We start from the raw sequence: 18,906 nt of genomic DNA, 5'->3' as shown, positions 1-18,906 counted from the left end.
ATGGCAAAGATCGTCGACATCAAGGGCCGTGAGGTCCTGGACTCCCGCGGCAACCCGACCGTTGAAGCGGACGTGATCCTGGACAACGGCATCGTCGGCAGCGCCTGCGCCCCGTCTGGTGCTTCCACGGGTTCCCGCGAGGCTCTCGAACTGCGCGATGGCGACAAGAGCCGTTACCTGGGTAAGGGCGTGCTGAAGGCCGTGGCCAACGTCAACGGTCCGATCCGCGACCTGCTGCTGGGCAAGGACGCGACTGACCAGAAAGGTCTGGATCATGCGATGATCGACCTGGATGGCACCGAGAACAAAGGCAAGCTGGGCGCCAACGCCATCCTGGCCGTCTCCCTGGCTGCCGCCAAGGCCGCCGCCCAGGCCAAGGGCGTGCCCCTGTATGCCCACATCGCCGATCTGAACGGCACTCCGGGCCAGTACTCCATGCCGGTTCCGATGATGAACATCATCAACGGTGGCGAGCACGCCGATAATAACGTCGACATCCAGGAGTTCATGGTCCAGCCGGTTGGCGCCAAGAACTTTGCCGACGCCCTGCGCATGGGCGCCGAGATCTTCCATCACCTCAAGGCCGTGCTGAAGGCCCGTGGCCTGAACACCGCCGTGGGTGACGAAGGCGGCTTCGCGCCGAACCTGGCTTCCAACGAAGACGCCCTGGCCGCAATCGCCGAAGCTATCGCCAACGCCGGCTACAAGCTGGGCGACGATGTCACCCTGGCCCTGGATTGCGCTTCCTCCGAGTTCTTCAAGGACGGCCAGTACGACCTCGAAGGCGAGGGCAAGGTATTCAGCGCCGAAGGTTTCGCCGACTACCTGGCTGGCCTGACCCAGCGCTACCCGATCATCTCCATCGAAGATGGCATGGATGAGTCCGACTGGGCTGGCTGGAAAGTGCTGACCGACAAGATCGGTGAGAAGGTGCAACTGGTCGGCGACGACCTGTTCGTGACCAACACCAAGATCCTCAAGCGCGGCATCGAAGAGAAGATCGGCAACTCGATCCTGATCAAGTTCAACCAGATCGGCTCTCTGACCGAGACACTGGAAGCCATCCAGATGGCCAAGGCTGCCGGCTTCACTGCGGTGATCTCGCACCGTTCGGGCGAGACCGAGGACAGCACCATCGCCGACCTGGCTGTGGGCACTGCCGCTGGTCAGATCAAGACTGGTTCCCTGTGCCGCTCCGACCGCGTTTCCAAGTACAACCAGCTGCTGCGCATCGAAGAGCAGTTGGGCGCCAAGGCGCCGTACCGTGGTCGCGCGGAATTCCGCGGCTGAAGCTAGTCTGGTACGGTGAAGGGGTGGCAGGAGCCACCCCTTTGCGTATGGAGCTGAAGGTTTGAGGTTACGTAGCCCTTACTGGCTGTTCGTCGTGCTGATCCTGGCGCTGGCCGGTCTGCAGTATCGCCTGTGGGTCGGCGATGGCAGCCTGGAGCAGGTGCGCGACCTGCAGAAGCAGATTTCCGACCAGCAGGGCGAGAACGAGCGCTTGCTCGAGCGTAACCGCATCCTCGAGGCTGAAGTGGCCGAGCTCAAGAAAGGCACCGAGACAGTCGAGGAGCGTGCGCGTCACGAACTCGGCATGGTCAAGGACAAGGAAACCCTCTACCAGCTCGCGCAATGATGACTCCCGCCTTCTGGGCCGTGATCCCGGCCGCCGGTATCGGTTCGCGAATGCGCGCCGACCGCCCCAAGCAGTATCTCGACCTGGCCGGTCGCAGCATTCTCGAACGAACCCTCGACTGTTTTCTTGGCCACCCCCGACTGAAAGGCTTGGTGGTGTGCCTGGCTGTCGACGATCCGTGGTGGCCGACCCTGCCCAGCGCCAGCAACGAGCTGATTCAGCGTGCCGATGGTGGTAGCGAACGTGCCGATTCGGTGCTCAGTGGCCTGCTGCGTCTGACTGAGCTGGGTGCTTCCACCGATGACTGGGTGCTGGTGCACGATGCTGCCCGCCCGAATCTGGCCAGGGCCGATCTCGATCGCCTGCTGAACGACCTGGCGGACGACGCCGTAGGCGGCCTGCTTGGCGTACCCGCGCGCGATACCCTCAAGCGAGTTGGTGCTGACGGTCGCATTCAGGAAACCATCGACCGCAGCGTTGTCTGGCAGGCTTATACCCCGCAGATGTTTCGCCTTGGCGCCCTGCATCGTGCGCTGGCTGATGCCCTGGTAGCGGACGCCGCGATCACCGACGAAGCGTCGGCGATGGAGTGGGCAGGCTACTCGCCACGCATGGTCGAAGGCCGCGCCGACAACATCAAGGTCACCACGCCGGAAGACCTGCAGCGCTTGCTGCGCAACTTCCCCAGGCACTGAATCCCCTTCTATCTCGCCTGCATTGCCGGCTCTCCGGGAGATACTGCGGTTTGTGCCGGCACACTGTGCCACTCCCTGTGCGGGCTTCCGCGTTGATGAGGTCGGTGCATGACCGCTGAGGTCATGCACCGCGTACTTCAGCCCAGCAGCGGCACTTCGATCAGAAAGCGGAACAGCGCGCCGTGCTGCTCTACTGCCAGGCAGTGGTAGCCGTGGCGCTTGGTATCCTCCGGTATGCCGTGCACGGACTGCGAGCAGTCGGTGACCACCTCCAGCAAGTCGCCCGGCTTGAGCGTCTGCAGGGTTTCCAGGGTGGCGATGGCGTTGTACGGGCAGTGCTCGCCGCGCAGGTCAAGCGACAGCGTCGGCGTCTTGGTGTCGGGCATCGTTGGTCTTCCGTTTACGGGTGAATCGTTGCGCGTTCAGTTGCACCAGCAGCATGCACAGGGCCAGGCCGGCGAAGGTGACCAGCAAGCCGGCCCCTGGGCCGAACTCCTGCAGCAGGTTGAGCTTGGGATAGGGCAGGGCGAGGCTGGTGCCGAGCTGGTCCCAGAACACCGCGACCAGGGTTCCGCCTATCACATTGCCGATCCCCACCACCCAGAAATGCACCTGGCCTTCCATCGAGCGGTACATCCAGCCGGTCTCGCAGCCGCCGGCCAGCACGATGCCGATGCCGAACAATACGCCGCCGATCACGGCGTTCGGGCCCATCCAGAAAATCTTCGGCGGCAGGCCGTTGTGAATGGCGGCGAAGGTGCCGACACACGCAGCGGCCATGCCCAGCAGTATGCCCATCGCTGCCTGGGTCCGGCCGGTGGTCCAGAGATCGCGGGCGGCGCTGGTGAAACAGATCTGCGCGCGCTCTATCAGTCCGCCGAACAGCAGGCCGAACAGGCAGGCCATGCCCAGCACCAGCGAGACCTCGAAGCGCCAGGCGGCGAACAGCGCGGCAACGGCCAGCACGCCCATGCCTAGGCGCCATTGCAGCTTCGCGCGGTGAGCCAGGGCTTCGGGGCTGGGCAGCGCGGCAGGCTTGCCGCCGACCTTCAAGGGTATACGCAGGAATGGCAGCAGGCTGATCTTCACGCCGAACCAGGCGCCGAGCACAGTCGAGAACATGAATGCCCAGGCGTGCGCCGAGAACATTGGAATACCGGTGAAGAACGCCGCCAGGTTGCAGCCCATCGCCAGGCGCGCGCCGAAGCCGGCGATCACTCCGCCGATCAGGCCCTGCAGCAAACGGCGCTTGCTGGTTGGCCAGCGCAGGCTGACGTTGCCAGCCCAGAGCGCGCAGGCCAGCGCGCCAAGGAACATGCCAATGATCATCACGCCATCGATTCGATCCAGCGGCGTACCTTGCAGACCGATGATCTTGAAGTAGCTCCACTCCTGGGGTTGCAGGCCGAACCAGGACAGTACGTGCCCCCCCCAGCGGGTGAACTCACCAGTGACAGCCCAGAAGGTACCGGTCATGGCGAAGTAGTAGGCAGATGCGACGCCGAGGGCGATCAGCGTCGGCAGGGGAGACCAGAAGCGCAGGAGATAGCGCTCGCGAAAAGCGGAAAGGGCTGACATGTTTTGTCGTCCTTGAGCAGGGGCGAAGGTCGCCATTTTAGCCGCGCAGCCTGCATGGCGCTTGCTTTCCGGCAAGTCAGGGGGCCGAACCCGGCTGAAGATGCAGCAGCCCTTCCTTGAGGTGGTCCACCAGTTGCCGCGCCTTGGGCGACAGGTGCCGCTGCTGCGGGTAGAGTGCCCAGACACCGGTGTTCGGCGGTTGATGGTCGTCCAGCAGGGAGACCAGGCGCCCGCTGCGCAAGTGCTCCAGCACGTAGTAGTCCGGCAACTGGCACAGGCCGAAACCGCGCAGCGCCGCATCGAGCACTGCCTGGCCGCTATTGCAGCGCCAGTTGCCCTGCACGCGGTGCTGGGTTTCCCGACCGTCTTCGAGAAAGCTCCATTGGTCGCTGCTGCCGACCAGGCAATTGTGCTGCGGCAGTTCCGCCAGGCTCTGCGGCGTACCGTGGCGTTGCAGATATTGCGGGGTTGCGCAGAGGTACATCACCCGTGGCGCCAGCCGGGTCGCTACCAGTCGCGAATCACTCAGGCGGCCCAGACGGATCGCCAGGTCGAATCCTTCGTGGAGCAGATCGAGCTGACGATTCGACAGCTCAATCTCCACCCGCAACTGTGGGAACTGCGCCATGAATTCGTTCACCAGCGGCACCACGAAGCGTTCGCCATAAGCCACCGCGCAAGTCATGCGCAACAGACCCTTGGGTTCGGCGGAGAGATCACTCACCGCGCGTAGTGCTTCCTCGCGGGCATCCTGCAGGCGCCGGCAATGCTGCAGGAAGGTCTGGCCGGCTTCGCTCAGCGTGACCTTGCGGGTGTTGCGGTAGAGCAGGCGGGTCTGCAGCCGCTCTTCCAATCGAGCGACCTGGCGGCTGACATGGGACGAAGAAACGCCCAGGCGCTCGGCGGCAGCGGTGAACTGCCCGGTTTCGGCGACGGCGACGAATTCGTCCAGCCCTTCCCAGCGGTGCATCTGGATTATCCCTGTATGGCAATAATGTTTTGATTATTGCCCGATTATTCCCTGAAACGTGGTTTTCTACACTTCCAAGGCTTTGGGGTGCGCATTTGGCGCGTTGTCCCACAAGCCCCCGACGCGGTTCTGCCCCGTCCCGTTTTCTCGGCCAGTGCGCCGAACCCGTCCGCCCCAAGGCGGGCGTTGTCGTTTCTTTTCGTTCAGGAGTTTCTCGATGATCAAGTCCCGTGCCGCCGTCGCCTTCGCTCCCAACCAACCGTTGGAAATCGTCGAAGTCGATGTGGCGCCGCCGAAGAAGGGCGAGGTGCTGGTGCGCATCGTCGCCACCGGCGTATGCCACACCGACGCTTACACCTTGTCCGGCCAGGATTCCGAGGGCGTGTTCCCGTGCATCCTGGGTCACGAAGGTGGCGGCATCGTCGAAGCGGTAGGCGAGGGCGTAACCTCGCTGAAAGTGGGCGATCACGTGATCCCGCTGTACACCGCCGAATGCCGCGAGTGCAAATTCTGCAAATCGGGCAAGACCAACCTCTGCCAGGCTGTGCGCGCCACACAGGGCAAGGGTCTGATGCCGGACGGCACCAGTCGCTTCTCCTACAAGGGGGAGCCAATCTTCCACTACATGGGGTGCTCGACCTTCTCCGAGTACACCGTGTTGCCGGAAATCTCCCTGGCGAAGATTCCCCAGGAGGCACCGCTGGAAAAGGTCTGCCTGCTCGGTTGCGGCGTGACCACCGGCATTGGCGCGGTGCTGAACACCGCGAAGGTGGAAGAAGGCGCGACTGTCGCGATCTTCGGCCTGGGCGGCATCGGCCTGGCGGCGATCATCGGCGCCAAGATGGCCAAGGCGTCGCGGATCATCGCCATCGACATCAACCCGGCCAAGTTCGATATCGCTAGGGAACTGGGCGCAACCGACTTCGTCAATCCGAAGGATCACCAGAAGCCGATCCAGGATGTCATCGTCGAGATGACCGACGGCGGCGTGGACTACTCCTTCGAGTGCGTCGGCAACGTGCAACTGATGCGCGCGGCGCTGGAGTGCTGCCACAAGGGCTGGGGCGAATCCACCATCATCGGCGTCGCTGGCGCCGGCCAGGAGATCAGCACCCGTCCGTTCCAGCTTGTCACCGGCCGCGTGTGGCGCGGTTCCGCGTTCGGCGGCGTGAAGGGCCGCACCGAGCTGCCGAGCTACGTGGAAAAGGCGCAGAAGGGCGAGATCCCACTGGATACCTTCATCACTCACACGATGGGCCTGGAAAAGATCAACGAAGCCTTTGATCTGATGCACGAAGGCAAGAGCATTCGCTCCGTCATCCACTACTGACACGCAAGCCTGGGCGCGTGAGCGCCCAGGCGCACAGGAAGGAGGACTCCATGACGGATTCCATCGAACTCATCAGCAGCCAGAAGAGCTTCGGCGGTTGGCACCAGCGTTATCGTCATCGCTCCGAAACCCTTGGCTGCGAAATGGTCTTCGCGGTCTACCTGCCGCCGCAGGCCGAGCCCGAGGCGGGCCTGCCGGTGTTGTACTGGCTGTCCGGCCTGACCTGTACCGACGAAAACTTCATGCAGAAGGCGGGCGCACAGCGCATGGCGGCTGAGCTGGGGTTGGTGATCGTCGCGCCGGATACCAGCCCGCGCGGTCCCGAGGTGCCAGGCGACCCGGATGGCGCGTGGGACTTCGGCCTCGGCGCCGGCTTCTATGTCAATGCCACCCAGGAGCCCTGGGCGCGTCACTACCGCATGCACGACTACGTGGTGAGCGAACTGCCGGCGCTGATCGAGGCGAATTTCCCCGTGTCCCAGCGCCGCGGCATCAGCGGTCACTCGATGGGCGGGCACGGCGCGCTGGTCTGCGCCTTGCGCAATCCCGGGCGCTACCTGTCGCTGTCGGCTTTCGCACCAATCACCCATCCGAGCGATTGCCCCTGGGGGCAGAAGGCCCTGGGCCGTTTCCTCGGCGAGGACCCTTCCGCCTGGCGCGAGTGGGATGCGGTGGAACTGCTGGCGGGGGCAGGCGAGCGGCTGCCGATCCTGGTGGACCAGGGGGAGCGCGACGATTTCCTCGCCGTCCAACTCAAACCCGAGGCCCTGCGCGAAGCGGCGGCCGCGGTCGGACACCCGTTGGAGCTGCGTTTTCAAGCGGGCTACGACCACAGCTACTACTTCATCGCCAGCTTCATCGAGGACCACCTGCGCCATCACGCGGCGGCGCTCTGTGGCTGACACCCAGACCTCAGTGATCCGGTAGAATCGACGCCCTGACTCCTACAGGGCGTTTTTTCATGCGAATCGGACATGGCTACGACGTACATCGCTTCGGCGAGGGCGACTTCATCACTCTCGGGGGGGTACGCATTGCCCACAAGTTCGGGTTGATCGCCCACTCCGACGGCGACGTGCTCCTGCATGCGCTCTCCGATGCGCTGCTGGGTGCCTGCGCGCTGGGTGACATCGGCAAGCACTTCCCCGATACCGACCCGCGCTTCAAGGGGGCCGATAGCCGCGCACTGCTGCGCCACGTGCTGTCGCTGGTGGAGGCCAAAGGCTGGAAGGTGGAGAACGTCGATACCACCATCATTGCCCAGGCGCCGAAGATGGCTCCGCATATTCAGGCCATGCGCGAAACCATTGCGCAGGACCTGAAAGTCGAGCTCGATCAGGTCAACGTCAAGGCCACCACCACCGAAAAGCTCGGCTTCACTGGCCGCGAAGAGGGTATTGCGGTGCACGCCGTAGCCCTGCTGGCTCGCGCATGACCGAGCTGGAACTGCTGGGGCCGCGTGCCCACGGGGAACCTTGCGGGCGCGGCGTGCTGAAGGCTGTGGCCGAAGATTTCCAGGTCGACGAAGTGCTGGATATTCCTCTGTCGGGCGATGGCGAGCATCTCTGGCTGTGGGTTGAAAAGCGTGGCCTGAACACCGAAGAGACCGCGCGGCGGCTGGCCCGGGCCGCCGGCGTGCCGCAGAAAATGATCAGCTACGCCGGGCTCAAGGATCGCCAGGCACTGACCCGCCAGTGGTTCAGCCTGCACCTTCCGGGGAAGGACGATCCTGATATGTCCGCCGCCGAGGACGACAGCCTGCGGATTCTCCAGCGCAACAGGCATCGTCGGAAACTGCAGCGCGGCGCGCACTCCGCCAACGGCTTCACCCTGCGGCTGACCCAGTTGCAGGCGGACCGCGAGCTGCTCGACACGCGCCTGAGCTCCATTGCGGCAGTTGGCGTGCCCAACTACTTCGGTACCCAGCGTTTCGGCCATGATGGCGGGAATCTCTTCGATGCCCGTGGTTTCGCTGAGCGTGGCAGGTTGCCGGAACAGCGCAACCTGCGTTCGCGCCTGCTCTCCGCTGCGCGTAGCTTCCTGTTCAACCAGGTGCTGGCCAGGCGTGTCGCCGATGGCACCTGGAACCGTGCCCAGGTCGGCGACCTGCTGTCCTTTACCGACAGCCGCAGCTACTTCCCCGCCGGAGAGGCGGAATGTGATGATCCGCGCCTCGCCGCTCTGGACCTGCACCCCACCGGGCCGATGTGGGGTGAGGGTGATTCGCCCGCGACTGGCGCGGCCGGCGAGATCGAGCGTGCAGTTCGGAACGCCGAAGTGGCACTTTGCCAGTGGCTTGGTGGTGCGGACCTGGCGCACGAACGGCGCATTCTGCGCCTCCCCATCACGAGCCTGGCATGGCATTATCCCGCCCCTGACATTCTGCAACTGGAATTCGTCCTGCCGGCTGGCTGCTTCGCCACCGTTGTAGTGCGCGAGGCGCTCGACCTCGTGCCGGCAGGGCAGACGGAAAACCCATGCGCATATTGATTGCCAACGACGACGGGGTCACAGCACCCGGTATCGCCGCGCTACACGACGCTCTGTCCGATCATGCGGACTGCGTCGTGATCGCTCCGGAGGCCGACCGCAGTGGCGCCAGCAGCTCGCTGACGCTCGATCGGCCGCTGCATCCCCACCGCCTGGGCAATGGCTTCATCAGCCTCAATGGCACGCCGACCGACTGCGTGCACCTGGGGCTCAACGGCCTGCTCGACGAGCTGCCGGACATGGTGGTATCGGGCATAAACCTGGGGGCCAACCTGGGGGATGACGTACTTTATTCGGGAACCGTCGCGGCGGCGCTGGAAGGACGCTTCCTGTCGCGTCCGGCCTTCGCCTTCTCGCTGATTTCGCGGCTGCCCGACAACCTGCCCACTGCGATGCATTTCGCGCGCCTGCTGGTTGAGTCCCATGAAAAGCTCGACCTGCCGCCGCGCACGGTGCTCAACGTGAACATCCCCAACCTGCCGCTGGACCGCATTCGCGGCATTCAGATGACCCGCCTCGGGCACCGTGCCCGTGCCGCCGCGCCGGTGAAGGTAGTCAATCCGCGAGGCAAGGAAGGGTACTGGATCGCCGCTGCAGGCAACGCTGAGGATGGCGGCGAGGGTACCGATTTCCATGCGGTGATGCAGGGCTACGTGTCCATTACGCCATTGCAGATGGACCGGACCTTCCGAGAGGCGTTCAATGTCCTTGGCGACTGGATCGGAGGGCTCGACCTTGGCCAATGAACTGTCCCGCCGGGGCATCGGCATGACTTCTCAGCGCACTCGCGAGCGCCTGATACAGCGCTTGTACGAAGAGGGACTGTCCAACGCCCACGTGCTCGAAGTCATCCGCCGCACACCGCGTCATCTGTTCGTCGATGAGGCGCTGTCGCACCGGGCCTACGAGGACACTGCACTGCCGATCGGCCACAATCAGACGATCTCGCAGCCATTCATGGTCGCTCGGATGACCGAGCTGCTGCTCGCGGCCGGCCCGTTGGACAAGGTGCTGGAGATCGGTACCGGTTCCGGCTACCAGACCGCCGTACTGTCGCAACTGGTCGAGCGAGTGTTCTCGGTCGAGCGTATCCAGGCTCTGCAGGATCGTGCGAAAGAGCGGCTTGCGGAGCTAAACCTGCGAAATGTTGTCTTTCGTTGGGGCGATGGCTGGGAAGGTTGGCCGGCGCTGGCGCCCTACAACGGCATCATCGTGACCGCGGCTGCCGCCGAGGTCCCGCAGGCCCTGCAGGAACAGCTCGCTCCCGGCGGGCGACTGGTAATCCCGGTAGGCAGTGGCGAGGTCCAGCAGTTGATGCTGATCGTCCGCACCGAAGACGGCTTCCAGCGCCAGGTGCTGGACTCCGTGCGCTTCGTCCCGCTGCTCAACGGCCCTCTGGGCTGAAACGCCCCGGGGCTTGCGACTGCAGGTAGAATACCAGCCCAAGGCTGGGCGTAATTCATGGATAAGGGGGATGGGTGAGCCTGACAGCGACCCTGCGACAACGGAACTGGATCAAGGGCCTGGGCCACGCCGCGCTGGTCATTGCCGTCTGCTCTCTGCTGGCGGCCTGTACATCCTCGTCGCGGAGCGGAACCACGGTTGTCGATCGCAGCAACGCATCGGCACGAAAACCCGCGGTCACCACCGGCCAGTACGTGGTTCGCCCCGGCGATACGCTGTATTCCATTGCCTTCCGCTATGGCTGGGACTGGAAAGCTCTGGCCGCCCGCAACGACATTTCCGCTCCCTACACCATCCGTCCGGGGCAGGCGATTCGCTTCGATGGCGGTCAACCGTCTGTCGTCAGAAATACAACGCCCGTCGCGCCAGTAGTCGTCAACAAACCGGCTTCCACGACCTCCAGCGCCAGTAAACCGACCCAGTCGACCGCCGCATCTTCGACGCAATCCACCTCTAGCACTGCAACTCCGGCAGCCTCGGGAGGGGGAAGCAGTGGTTGGATATGGCCAACTAATGGCACTTTGATTGGGCGTTTTGCATCAAACGGCAGTTTGAATAAAGGGATTGATATAGCCGGACAATTGGGCCAGCCTGTCTTGGCTGCGTCCAATGGCACGGTGGTATACGCCGGTAGTGGTTTGCGGGGCTACGGCGAACTCGTGATCATCAAGCACAGCGATACCTACGTAAGCGCCTACGGTCACAACCGCAGGTTGCTGGTGCGGGAAGGGCAACAGGTCAAGGTCGGGCAGAACATTGCCGAGATGGGCTCCACAGGGACTGACCGGGTGAAGCTGCACTTCGAGATTCGCCGCCAGGGTAAGCCTGTAGATCCGCTGCAATACCTGCCAAATCGTTGACGGTTGCTGTTCCCCTGCGTGGGTGGCGGGCCTAGGTGTCCCAAGGATAAGGACACGCCTGGGCTTGTTGTCGAACTCAGCAAGGGATAACGACATGGCACTTAAAAAAGAAGGGCCGGAGTTTGACGTCGATGATGAAGTGCTCCTTTTGGAGCCGGGCATCATTTTTGAAGAGTCACTTGCCGAAGAGCAGGTATCGCTTCAAGTCACTCCCAAAGCCACCTCTCTTTCCTCTCTCAAGCAACACAAACACATCGATTACAGTCGGGCGCTCGACGCTACCCAGCTGTATCTGAATGAAATCGGCTTTTCCCCCCTGTTGACCCCGGAAGAAGAGGTCCACTTCGCGCGTCTTGCGCAGAAGGGCGATCCGGCCGGTCGACGCAGGATGATCGAAAGCAACCTGCGCCTGGTAGTGAAGATCGCGAGACGGTATGTCAACCGCGGCCTTTCGCTGCTCGACCTGATCGAAGAGGGCAACCTCGGACTGATCCGGGCAGTGGAAAAGTTCGACCCGGAACGTGGCTTCCGCTTCTCCACCTATGCGACTTGGTGGATTCGTCAGACCATCGAACGGGCCATCATGAACCAGACCCGTACCATTCGACTGCCGATCCATGTGGTCAAGGAGCTCAACGTCTACCTGCGGGCGGCGCGCGAATTGACCCACAAGCTGGATCACGAGCCTTCCCCGGAAGAAATCGCCAATCTGCTGGAGAAGCCGGTGGATGAGGTCAAGCGTATGCTCGGCCTCAACGAGCGAGTGACTTCCGTGGATGTTTCGCTCGGCCCGGACTCAGACAAGACGTTGCTCGACACCCTGACAGACGATCGGCCCACCGATCCGTGCGAGCTGCTACAGGACGATGATCTCAGCGAGAGTATCGACCTGTGGCTATCGGAGCTGACCGACAAGCAGCGGGAAGTCGTCATTCGCCGCTTTGGTCTGCGCGGCCATGAAAGCAGCACGCTGGAGGAGGTCGGCCAGGAGATCGGGCTCACCCGTGAGCGGGTACGCCAGATCCAGGTCGAAGCGCTAAAGCGTCTGCGTGAGATCCTGGAGAAGAATGGTCTTTCCAGCGATGCCCTGTTCCAGTAGGCATTTGGACGACCTGAAGAAGCCCGGATGATTCCGGGTTTTTTTATGTGTTCTCATGTAGGCATTTGCTTACACGACGTGTGAGCGTTGAGCTTGAAAGGCTGCTCGCTTAATCCCTGTTTGAATTTATCTTATTGTTTTTAAAGGAGTTAATTGCGCTGGGTCAGTATGGCGATGTGCTAAAGGGGCGAAGATGCCTCACTTGCTGCGCGGCGGGAGTCGAGTAACATCACTCCTGCGTACACGGAAGGGCGCAAGCTGGCAGGATGCTGGTTAGGACGTCGCTGGATGCGACTCATCAGGATGATGAGTTAAGGAAAAAAGAGTGGGCGGGTTATCCCGCCCCTTTTTTTTGCCTGCAGAAAAGTGTTTCCGCAGATAGACGAAGGCCCGCGCCAGGCGGGCCTTCGTGGAGATCAACGCTCCAGGTACTGCAGCTTGTTCGGCTTACCGTCCCACTCTTCGGCGTCCGGCAGAGAATCCTTCTTCTCGGTGATATTCGGCCAGACTTCAGCCAGATCCTTGTTCAGCTCGATGTACTCCTGCATGTTCTCCGGGACCTCGTCCTCGGAGAAGATCGCCTGTGCCGGACATTCCGGTTCGCACAGGGCGCAGTCGATGCACTCATCCGGGTGAATCACCAGGAAGTTCGGGCCTTCGTAGAAGCAGTCCACCGGGCAGACTTCCACGCAGTCGGTGTATTTGCACTTGATGCAGTTGTCGGTGACGACGAAGGTCATTTTCTAATTCTCTCCTCAGGCGGGCGGCGAAGCGCGCGCGATTCTAACAGCTTGTTCCGCGGTCCGTCAGACTCGCATCTTCCATGCATATAACAAATCGAGAGCCTGGCGTGGCGTCAGATCATCCGGACTGATGCGAGTCAATTCATCGACGACCGGGTGCGGAAGACTGGCAAAAAGGTCGCTCTGCATGGGCGCAGGGCCTTTGGCGTTGCCGGTGCGTGGCGCCTCGTGCGGTAGGCTTGTCGTCTCGAGGCGGGCCAGGTGTTCACGGGCGCGCTGAATTACCGCACCCGGGACGCCAGCAAGCTGCGCCACTGCCAGGCCATAGCTCTGGCTTGCCGGGCCAGGCAGCACGTGGTGCAGGAAGACGATTCGCTCGTTGTGCTCGGTGGCATTGAGATGCACATTGGCCACCGCTGGCTCGCTTTCGGGGAGCACGGTCAGCTCGAAATAGTGGGTAGCGAACAGAGTGAACGCCCGCAGTCTGGCCAGGTGCTCGGCTGCGGCCCATGCCAGCGACAGGCCATCGAAGGTGCTGGTGCCGCGGCCCACTTCGTCCATCAGCACCAGGCTGCGATCACTGGCGTTGTGCAGGATGTTCGCGGTCTCGCTCATCTCGACCATGAAGGTCGAGCGACCTCCGGCCAGGTCGTCCGAGGATCCAATGCGGGTGAAGATGCGGTCTACAAGAGACAGCTCACAGCGAGCCGCCGGCACGAAACTGCCAATGTGTGCCAGTAGGACTATCAGCGCTGTTTGCCGCATATAGGTAGATTTACCGCCCATGTTCGGACCGGTTATCACCAGCATGCGAGTATCTTCATCGAGATTCAGATCGTTGGCGACGAACGGGGTTTCGAGTACCTGCTCGACTACCGGATGACGGCCCTGCTCGATCAGGATTCCCGACTCTTCGACGAAGTGCGGGCGGTTAAGGTCAAGATTCAGTGCGCGTTCGGCGAGGTTGCTCAGCACATCCAGTTCGGCGAGCGCCGCGGCTGTATCCTGCAGCGGAGCCAAATGGGCGATCAGCAGTTCCAGCAGCTCTTCATAGAGCTGCTTCTCCCGCGCGAGGGCACGGCTCTGGGCGGACAGGGCCTTGTCTTCGAAGGCTTTCAGTTCTGGGGTGATGAAGCGCTCGGCGCCTTTCAGAGTCTGCCGGCGGATGTAGTCGGCGGGCGCCTGCTCGGCCTGTACGCGGGGCAGTTCGATGTAGTAGCCATGAATGCGGTTGTAGCCGACCTTGAGGTTCGGCAGGCCGGTACGAGCCTTTTCACGGGTTTCCAGGTCCATCAGGTACTGCCCGGCGTTTTCGCTGAGCATCTGCAGCTCATCCAGTTCGGCGTCGTAGCCGCGCGCGATCACGCCGCCGTCGCGGATGACCGCGGGCGGATTTTCGATCACGGCGCGGGCCAGCAACTCCGCGAGTTCCGGATAGGTGCGGATGCTGATGGCCAGTCGACCGAGGTGCGGTGCTTCCAGTTCGGTCATGCCACGCTGCAGTTCCGGCAGGGCAGCGAGCGCATCGCGCAGACGGGCGAGGTCGCGCGGACGGGCGTTGCGCAGCCCGATACGGGCCAGGATGCGCTCGACGTCGCCGATTTCCTTGAGCTGTGGTTGCAGATTCTCGAAGCGGTAGCGCTCCAGCAGACAGGCGATGGACTCCTGGCGCGCCTCCAGTACCGCGCGGTCGCGCAGTGGGCGGTTCAGCCAGCGGGTGAGCAGCCGGCTGCCCATTGCGGTCTGGCAGCGGTCCACCACCGATTGCAGGGTATTGTCGCGGCCGCCTGCGAGGTTGGTATCGAGTTCCAGGTTTCGGCGGCTGGCGCCATCGAGTATGACGGTATCGTCGATGCGCTCGTGACGCAGGCTGCGCAGGTGCGGTAGCGCGGTGCGTTGGGTTTCCTTGGCGTAGGCCAGCAGACAGCCGGCTGCGCCGATGGCGAGGGTCAGTTCCTGGCAGCCGAAACCCTTGAGGTCCTGGACGCCGAACTGTTGGCAGAGACTCTTGTTCGCGGAATCGCGGTCGAAGTCCCAGGGCGCGCGACGCCGAACGCCACGGCGTTTTTCCGCGGGCAGCCCTTGGGGCCAATCATCGGGAATCAGCAGCTCGGCGGGATTCATGCGCTCCAGCTCGGCCAGCAGGTTTTCCCAGCCTTTGATCTCCTGAACACTGAAGCGACCGCTGGTGATATCCAGGACGGCCAGGCCGAACAGGCGTTCATCGCCCAGCACAGCGGCGAGCAGGTTGTCGCGGCGTTCATCCAGCAGCGCCTCGTCGCTGACGGTGCCGGGAGTGATGATGCGCACGACCTGGCGCTCCACCGGCCCCTTGCTGGTGGCTGGGTCGCCGATTTGCTCGCAGATCACTACCGACTCGCCGAGCTTCACGAGTTTGGCCAGATAGCCCTCGGCGGAATGGAATGGAATTCCGGCCATCGGAATCGCGTTGCCGGCGGATTGGCCGCGCGCGGTCAGGGTGATGTCCAACAGCTTGGCAGCCTTCTTGGCATCTTCGTAAAACAGCTCGTAGAAGTCGCCCATGCGGTAGAACATCAACTGATCCGGGTGCTGATTCTTCAGTCGCCAGTACTGTTGCATCATCGGGGTGTGGGCGGAGAGGTCGCTCTGGCTCATGGCTTCTGGCTGTCCGGCTTCAACATGCAAAAGCGCCTAGTGTACGGTATCGGCCTGGCCTTCTTTAACCCCGGAGCACATTGTGTCCGTCACCGATTCCTCGATTACCGAACTCTCCGCATTGCTCGGCGCGCGGCTTGCGGCCAACGGACTGCGTGTCACTACCGCCGAATCCTGCACCGGCGGCGGGATTGCCGAGGCGATCACGCGTATCTCCGGAAGCTCGGCCTGGTTCGAGGCGGGCTATATCACCTATTCGAATGAGCAGAAAACCCGGCAACTGGATGTGCCGGCTGAGCTGTTCCCCAAGGTTGGTGCCGTGAGCCGAGAAGTGGTTGAGGCGATGGTGGCCGGAGCCTTGCCTCGCAGCGGCGCGGATATTGCCGTTGCAGTGAGCGGAATTGCCGGCCCCGATGGCGGATCGGCGGAAAAGCCCGTAGGGACAGTCTGGTTGGCATGGAGGAAAGGTTCACAGACCTTCAGTGTGTGCCGTCTATATGCCGGCGATCGCGCGGCAGTGCGCCGCCAGACAGTGGCGACCGCTCTGGCAGGGGTCTTGCGACTGGCTGGCGGGGAAAATCCGATCGAGGGGTAGGCGAGCGGCTTGCCCTGTGGAATAATACTGTCTACTTATACAGTTGTTCGTGGCCGTCCGGCCCCCTGACTTCGCGAGGATTTCAATGGACGAGAACAAGAAGCGCGCCCTGGCCGCGGCCCTGGGACAGATCGAGCGCCAATTCGGCAAAGGCGCTGTCATGCGCATGGGCGACCATGAGCGCCAGGCCATTCCGGCCATCTCCACTGGCTCCCTGGGGCTGGACATTGCGCTCGGCATCGGCGGCCTGCCGAAAGGTCGTATCGTCGAAATCTACGGCCCGGAATCCTCGGGTAAGACCACCCTGACCCTGTCGGTCATCGCCCAGGCCCAGAAGGCTGGCGCTACCTGCGCCTTCGTCGATGCTGAGCACGCGCTGGACCCGGACTACGCTGGCAAGCTGGGCGTCAACGTCGACGACCTGCTGGTCTCCCAGCCGGATACTGGCGAACAGGCCTTGGAAATCACCGACATGCTGGTGCGCTCCAATGCGGTGGATGTGATCATCGTCGACTCCGTGGCTGCTCTGGTTCCGAAGGCTGAGATCGAAGGCGAGATGGGGGATCAGCACGTTGGTCTGCAGGCCCGTCTGATGTCGCAGGCTCTGCGCAAGATCACCGGCAACATCAAGAACGCCAACTGCCTGGTTATCTTCATCAACCAGATCCGTATGAAGATCGGTGTGATGTTCGGCAACCCGGAAACCACCACCGGTGGTAACGCACTGAAGTTCTACTCGTCCGTTCGCCTGGACATCCGCCGTACCGGCGCGGTGAAAGAGGGCGACGAGGTGGTCGGTAGCGAAACCCGCGTCAAGGTTGTGAAAAACAAGGTCGCCCCGCCGTTCCGCCAGGCCGAGTTCCAGATTATGTACGGCCGTGGCATCTACCGTACCGGCGAGATCATCGACCTCGGTGTACAACTGGGACTGATCGAGAAGTCGGGCGCCTGGTACAGCTATCAGGGCAACAAGATCGGCCAGGGCAAGGCCAATGCCGCCAAGTTCCTGGAAGAGAACACTGAAATCTGCAACACCCTCGACAAGGCCATTCGCGAGCAACTGCTGACCAACCAGCCGGCTCCTACCAAGGCTGAACTCGCGGCGGCGGAAGCCGAAGCAGAAGCGGAAGCCGACTACTGATAGGCATGGCGGTCGAGCTCGATAACCTCGTCGCTGTGCGGCGGGTCGCTATGGACCTGCTGGCTCGGCGCGAGCATGGCCGGGCTGAGCTATCGCGCAAGCTACGTCAGCGTGGTGCCACACAGGAACTGATCGACCCCGCCCTCGACCGTTTGGCCGAGGAGGGGTTGCTCAATGAAAGTCGTTATCTGGAAAGCTATATCTCCAGCCGGGCGCGGGCCGGGTACGGCCCGGTGCGGATTCGTGAGGAGCTATCCCAGCGTGGATTGCCTCGCGGCGAGATCGACTCGGCCCTCTCCGAGTCGGATGTCGACTGGAACGAAAATCTGCGAGAAGTCTGGCGCCGCAAGTTCGCGCGACTGCCGCAGGATGCTCGTGAACGGGCCCAGCAGGGGCGGTTCCTGAGCTATCGAGGTTACTCGATGGAGTCGATCAGCAGATTGTTAAGCGGTCGACACGCAGAGGATTGAAGCAAGGCACCCCACAAGGGTGCCTTGTTCGTTTCAGGCTCAGCGTTCCCAGTTTTCTGGCTGGTTGATGTAGTTCAGCAACTCGCGCAGACGCCCCTGGTCACGGCCGTTGAAGGCGAAAGCCAGGCGAGTGAGGTGAGCGAACTCCGGCTCATCCAGTTCCGACTCGCTATAGGGTTGCTGGTGGAAACCGTCAGTCACGCAAAGGTTACCGAACTCCTTTTCCAGCAACTTCAGGGCATGCTGACTCAGTGGGTGATTCAGGCGAATCACGAAGCGGTCCTTCAGCCAGCGGCTGGAGTGGAAGTTGCTATAGAAGTGCGCAATCTCATCTGCTGCATCTTCCGCCGAGTGCACGAGCTTCATCAGGTTCATGTCGCTGGGCAGGATGTAACCATTGTCCTGGAGCTGTTCCTTGATGAACTCAAGCGCATGATCCCAATAGTGCCCGCCAGGCTGGTCGAGCAGTACCACCGGGACCAACGGACTCTTGCCTGTCTGGATCAGGGTCAGCACCTCCAGTGCTTCGTCCAGCGTGCCGAAGCCGCCAGGGCAGAGCACCAGGGCGTCGGCCTCCTTCACGAAGAACAGTTTGCGCAGGAAGAAGAAGTGGAACGACAGCAGGTTGCTCGTTCCGTCGACGATGCGGTTGGCGTGCTGCTCGAAGGGCAGCGTGATGTTGAATCCCAGGCTGTTTTCCAGCCCTGCTCCTTCGTGAGCCGCGGTCATGATGCCTCCGCCTGCGCCAGTGATGACCATCAGGTCGTAGCGTGCCAACGTCTGGCCTAGCTGGCGGGCGAGGGCGTAGACCGGATGGTCCGCCGGGGTCCGTGCCGATCCGAATACCGTGACTTTGCGTCGGCGCTTGAACTGTTCCAGGGTGCTGAAGGCGTGCTCCATCTCCCGCAAGGTTTGCAGCATGATCTTGGCGTCCCAGCGATTGCGGTCGGCCTGGGCCATGCGTGCAACGGTGGTGAGCATTTCGCGGTAGAGCGGCAGGTTCGGACTGCCGCCAGGAGCGGCGAGGGCGGCGAGCTCTTCTATTTTCTGCGCCAGGTCAGTGCCGCTGGTCTGGAAGTGTCTGGAGAGATAATCGTCGGGCTCATAGGGCATGTTGATACTCCTTGTTCATCAACCCCTGTGGCTTGTGCATGTGCCAGGGCCAGGCGTGCACGGTGTCGCCGAGGCACGTGCCGTG

Annotated in this window: 20 protein-coding genes; 14 read left to right on the top strand and 6 right to left on the bottom strand. The window is 62.6% G+C overall.

The features are described 5' to 3' along the window. From eno to ispD, 3 genes are all read left to right on the top strand, one after another. Positions 1–1,290 (top strand): phosphopyruvate hydratase, encoded by a 1,290-nt coding sequence (eno, locus tag OU419_RS21245; RefSeq protein ID WP_254470771.1) that lies wholly within the window; start codon positions 1–3, stop codon positions 1,288–1,290. 61 nt (positions 1,291–1,351) lie between these two features. After that, positions 1,352–1,636, top strand: coding sequence for a cell division protein FtsB (ftsB, locus tag OU419_RS21240; RefSeq protein ID WP_254470772.1), 285 nt, complete (start codon positions 1,352–1,354; stop codon positions 1,634–1,636). Further along, the gene (ispD, locus tag OU419_RS21235) at positions 1,633–2,331 is read left to right on the top strand and encodes a 2-C-methyl-D-erythritol 4-phosphate cytidylyltransferase (protein WP_254470773.1); all 699 of its coding nucleotides are present in this window, start codon (positions 1,633–1,635) and stop codon (positions 2,329–2,331) included. Before ftsB ends, ispD begins: the two co-directional genes overlap by 4 nt. Positions 2,332–2,468: 137 nt before the next feature. Here the strand turns inward: ispD and yedF are convergent, their stop codons facing one another. The 3 genes from yedF to OU419_RS21220 form a co-directional block, all read right to left on the bottom strand. Next, a complete protein-coding gene (yedF, locus tag OU419_RS21230; RefSeq protein WP_254470774.1) occupies positions 2,469–2,717 on the bottom strand; it encodes a sulfurtransferase-like selenium metabolism protein YedF in 249 nt (82 codons plus the stop codon). Beyond that, a complete protein-coding gene (yedE, locus tag OU419_RS21225) occupies positions 2,683–3,909 on the bottom strand; it encodes a selenium metabolism membrane protein YedE/FdhT (RefSeq protein WP_254470775.1) in 1,227 nt (408 codons plus the stop codon). The genes yedF and yedE overlap by 35 nt, the downstream gene beginning before the upstream one ends. Before the next feature lie 76 nt (positions 3,910–3,985). Next, entirely contained in the window at positions 3,986–4,879 is an 894-nt protein-coding gene (locus OU419_RS21220) for a LysR substrate-binding domain-containing protein (protein WP_254470776.1), read from the bottom strand. A 217-nt stretch (positions 4,880–5,096) separates the two neighbouring features. On the opposite strand from OU419_RS21220, the gene OU419_RS21215 reads away from it, so the two are divergent. The 8 genes from OU419_RS21215 to rpoS all read left to right on the top strand — a co-directional run bounded on the left by OU419_RS21215 (position 5,097) and on the right by rpoS (position 12,122). Continuing rightward, positions 5,097–6,209: an S-(hydroxymethyl)glutathione dehydrogenase/class III alcohol dehydrogenase gene (locus OU419_RS21215; protein ID WP_254470777.1), complete on the top strand. Its 1,113-nt coding sequence runs from the start codon at positions 5,097–5,099 to the stop codon at positions 6,207–6,209. A 50-nt stretch (positions 6,210–6,259) separates the two neighbouring features. Further along, on the top strand, positions 6,260–7,111 hold the full coding sequence (fghA, locus tag OU419_RS21210; protein WP_254470778.1) for an S-formylglutathione hydrolase: 852 nt from the start codon (positions 6,260–6,262) through the stop codon (positions 7,109–7,111). Between the two features lie 59 nt (positions 7,112–7,170). Further along, a complete protein-coding gene (gene ispF, locus OU419_RS21205; protein WP_254470779.1) occupies positions 7,171–7,644 on the top strand; it encodes a 2-C-methyl-D-erythritol 2,4-cyclodiphosphate synthase in 474 nt (157 codons plus the stop codon). Further along, positions 7,641–8,699: a tRNA pseudouridine(13) synthase TruD gene (truD, locus tag OU419_RS21200; protein WP_254470780.1), complete on the top strand. Its 1,059-nt coding sequence runs from the start codon at positions 7,641–7,643 to the stop codon at positions 8,697–8,699. Before ispF ends, truD begins: the two co-directional genes overlap by 4 nt. Then, entirely contained in the window at positions 8,687–9,445 is a 759-nt protein-coding gene (surE, locus tag OU419_RS21195) for a 5'/3'-nucleotidase SurE (protein WP_254470781.1), read from the top strand. The genes truD and surE overlap by 13 nt, the downstream gene beginning before the upstream one ends. Positions 9,446–9,467: 22 nt before the next feature. Next, positions 9,468–10,103, top strand: coding sequence for a protein-L-isoaspartate(D-aspartate) O-methyltransferase (locus OU419_RS21190; RefSeq protein WP_254470891.1), 636 nt, complete (start codon positions 9,468–9,470; stop codon positions 10,101–10,103). Between the two features lie 134 nt (positions 10,104–10,237). Further along, positions 10,238–11,023, top strand: coding sequence for a peptidoglycan DD-metalloendopeptidase family protein (locus tag OU419_RS21185; RefSeq protein WP_408004961.1), 786 nt, complete (start codon positions 10,238–10,240; stop codon positions 11,021–11,023). A gap of 94 nt (positions 11,024–11,117) precedes the next feature. After that, positions 11,118–12,122 carry an RNA polymerase sigma factor RpoS gene (gene rpoS, locus OU419_RS21180; protein ID WP_254470782.1) on the top strand — a complete coding sequence of 335 codons (1,005 nt, stop codon included), beginning with the start codon at positions 11,118–11,120 and terminating at the stop codon, positions 12,120–12,122. 416 nt (positions 12,123–12,538) lie between these two features. On the opposite strand, the gene fdxA is transcribed toward rpoS, so the two are convergent. Next, entirely contained in the window at positions 12,539–12,862 is a 324-nt protein-coding gene (gene fdxA, locus OU419_RS21175; RefSeq protein WP_254470783.1) for a ferredoxin FdxA, read from the bottom strand. 66 nt (positions 12,863–12,928) lie between these two features. Beyond that, positions 12,929–15,502 carry a DNA mismatch repair protein MutS gene (mutS, locus tag OU419_RS21170; protein WP_254470784.1) on the bottom strand — a complete coding sequence of 858 codons (2,574 nt, stop codon included), beginning with the start codon at positions 15,500–15,502 and terminating at the stop codon, positions 12,929–12,931. 82 nt (positions 15,503–15,584) lie between these two features. On the opposite strand from mutS, the gene OU419_RS21165 reads away from it, so the two are divergent. The 3 genes from OU419_RS21165 to recX all read left to right on the top strand — a co-directional run bounded on the left by OU419_RS21165 (position 15,585) and on the right by recX (position 17,708). Further along, the gene (locus tag OU419_RS21165; protein ID WP_254470785.1) at positions 15,585–16,097 is read left to right on the top strand and encodes a CinA family protein; all 513 of its coding nucleotides are present in this window, start codon (positions 15,585–15,587) and stop codon (positions 16,095–16,097) included. 85 nt (positions 16,098–16,182) lie between these two features. Beyond that, on the top strand, positions 16,183–17,238 hold the full coding sequence (recA, locus tag OU419_RS21160) for a recombinase RecA (RefSeq protein ID WP_254470786.1): 1,056 nt from the start codon (positions 16,183–16,185) through the stop codon (positions 17,236–17,238). 5 nt (positions 17,239–17,243) lie between these two features. Beyond that, the gene (gene recX / locus OU419_RS21155; protein ID WP_254470787.1) at positions 17,244–17,708 is read left to right on the top strand and encodes a recombination regulator RecX; all 465 of its coding nucleotides are present in this window, start codon (positions 17,244–17,246) and stop codon (positions 17,706–17,708) included. A gap of 39 nt (positions 17,709–17,747) precedes the next feature. On the opposite strand, the gene OU419_RS21150 is transcribed toward recX, so the two are convergent. Continuing rightward, positions 17,748–18,821, bottom strand: coding sequence for an LOG family protein (locus OU419_RS21150; RefSeq protein WP_254470788.1), 1,074 nt, complete (start codon positions 18,819–18,821; stop codon positions 17,748–17,750). Between the last annotated feature and the right edge of the window lie 85 nt (positions 18,822–18,906).

The organism is Pseudomonas triclosanedens, assembly GCF_026686735.1.
In the GTDB taxonomy this organism is placed as follows: Bacteria; Pseudomonadota; Gammaproteobacteria; order Pseudomonadales; family Pseudomonadaceae; genus Pseudomonas; species Pseudomonas triclosanedens.
Note: the sequence above shows the minus strand (reverse complement) of the source record. Positions and strands in the feature narration are given on the sequence as shown.

Bases quoted from the DNA above. Each gene is read 5' to 3' on its own strand.
- eno (WP_254470771.1), top strand. From the start codon at position 1: ATGGCAAAGATCGTCGACATCAAGGGCCGTGAGGTCCTGGACTCCCGC.
- ispD (WP_254470773.1), top strand. From the start codon at position 1,633: ATGATGACTCCCGCCTTCTGGGCCGTGATCCCGGCCGCCGGTATCGGT.
- yedF (WP_254470774.1), bottom strand. From the start codon at position 2,717: ATGCCCGACACCAAGACGCCGACGCTGTCGCTTGACCTGCGCGGCGAG.
- yedE (WP_254470775.1), bottom strand. From the start codon at position 3,909: ATGTCAGCCCTTTCCGCTTTTCGCGAGCGCTATCTCCTGCGCTTCTGG.
- OU419_RS21220 (WP_254470776.1), bottom strand. From the start codon at position 4,879: ATGCACCGCTGGGAAGGGCTGGACGAATTCGTCGCCGTCGCCGAAACC.
- OU419_RS21215 (WP_254470777.1), top strand. From the start codon at position 5,097: ATGATCAAGTCCCGTGCCGCCGTCGCCTTCGCTCCCAACCAACCGTTG.
- fghA (WP_254470778.1), top strand. From the start codon at position 6,260: ATGACGGATTCCATCGAACTCATCAGCAGCCAGAAGAGCTTCGGCGGT.
- ispF (WP_254470779.1), top strand. From the start codon at position 7,171: ATGCGAATCGGACATGGCTACGACGTACATCGCTTCGGCGAGGGCGAC.
- truD (WP_254470780.1), top strand. From the start codon at position 7,641: ATGACCGAGCTGGAACTGCTGGGGCCGCGTGCCCACGGGGAACCTTGC.
- surE (WP_254470781.1), top strand. From the start codon at position 8,687: ATGCGCATATTGATTGCCAACGACGACGGGGTCACAGCACCCGGTATC.
- OU419_RS21190 (WP_254470891.1), top strand. From the start codon at position 9,468: ATGACTTCTCAGCGCACTCGCGAGCGCCTGATACAGCGCTTGTACGAA.
- rpoS (WP_254470782.1), top strand. From the start codon at position 11,118: ATGGCACTTAAAAAAGAAGGGCCGGAGTTTGACGTCGATGATGAAGTG.
- fdxA (WP_254470783.1), bottom strand. From the start codon at position 12,862: ATGACCTTCGTCGTCACCGACAACTGCATCAAGTGCAAATACACCGAC.
- mutS (WP_254470784.1), bottom strand. From the start codon at position 15,502: ATGAGCCAGAGCGACCTCTCCGCCCACACCCCGATGATGCAACAGTAC.
- recA (WP_254470786.1), top strand. From the start codon at position 16,183: ATGGACGAGAACAAGAAGCGCGCCCTGGCCGCGGCCCTGGGACAGATC.
- recX (WP_254470787.1), top strand. From the start codon at position 17,244: ATGGCGGTCGAGCTCGATAACCTCGTCGCTGTGCGGCGGGTCGCTATG.
- OU419_RS21150 (WP_254470788.1), bottom strand. From the start codon at position 18,821: ATGCCCTATGAGCCCGACGATTATCTCTCCAGACACTTCCAGACCAGC.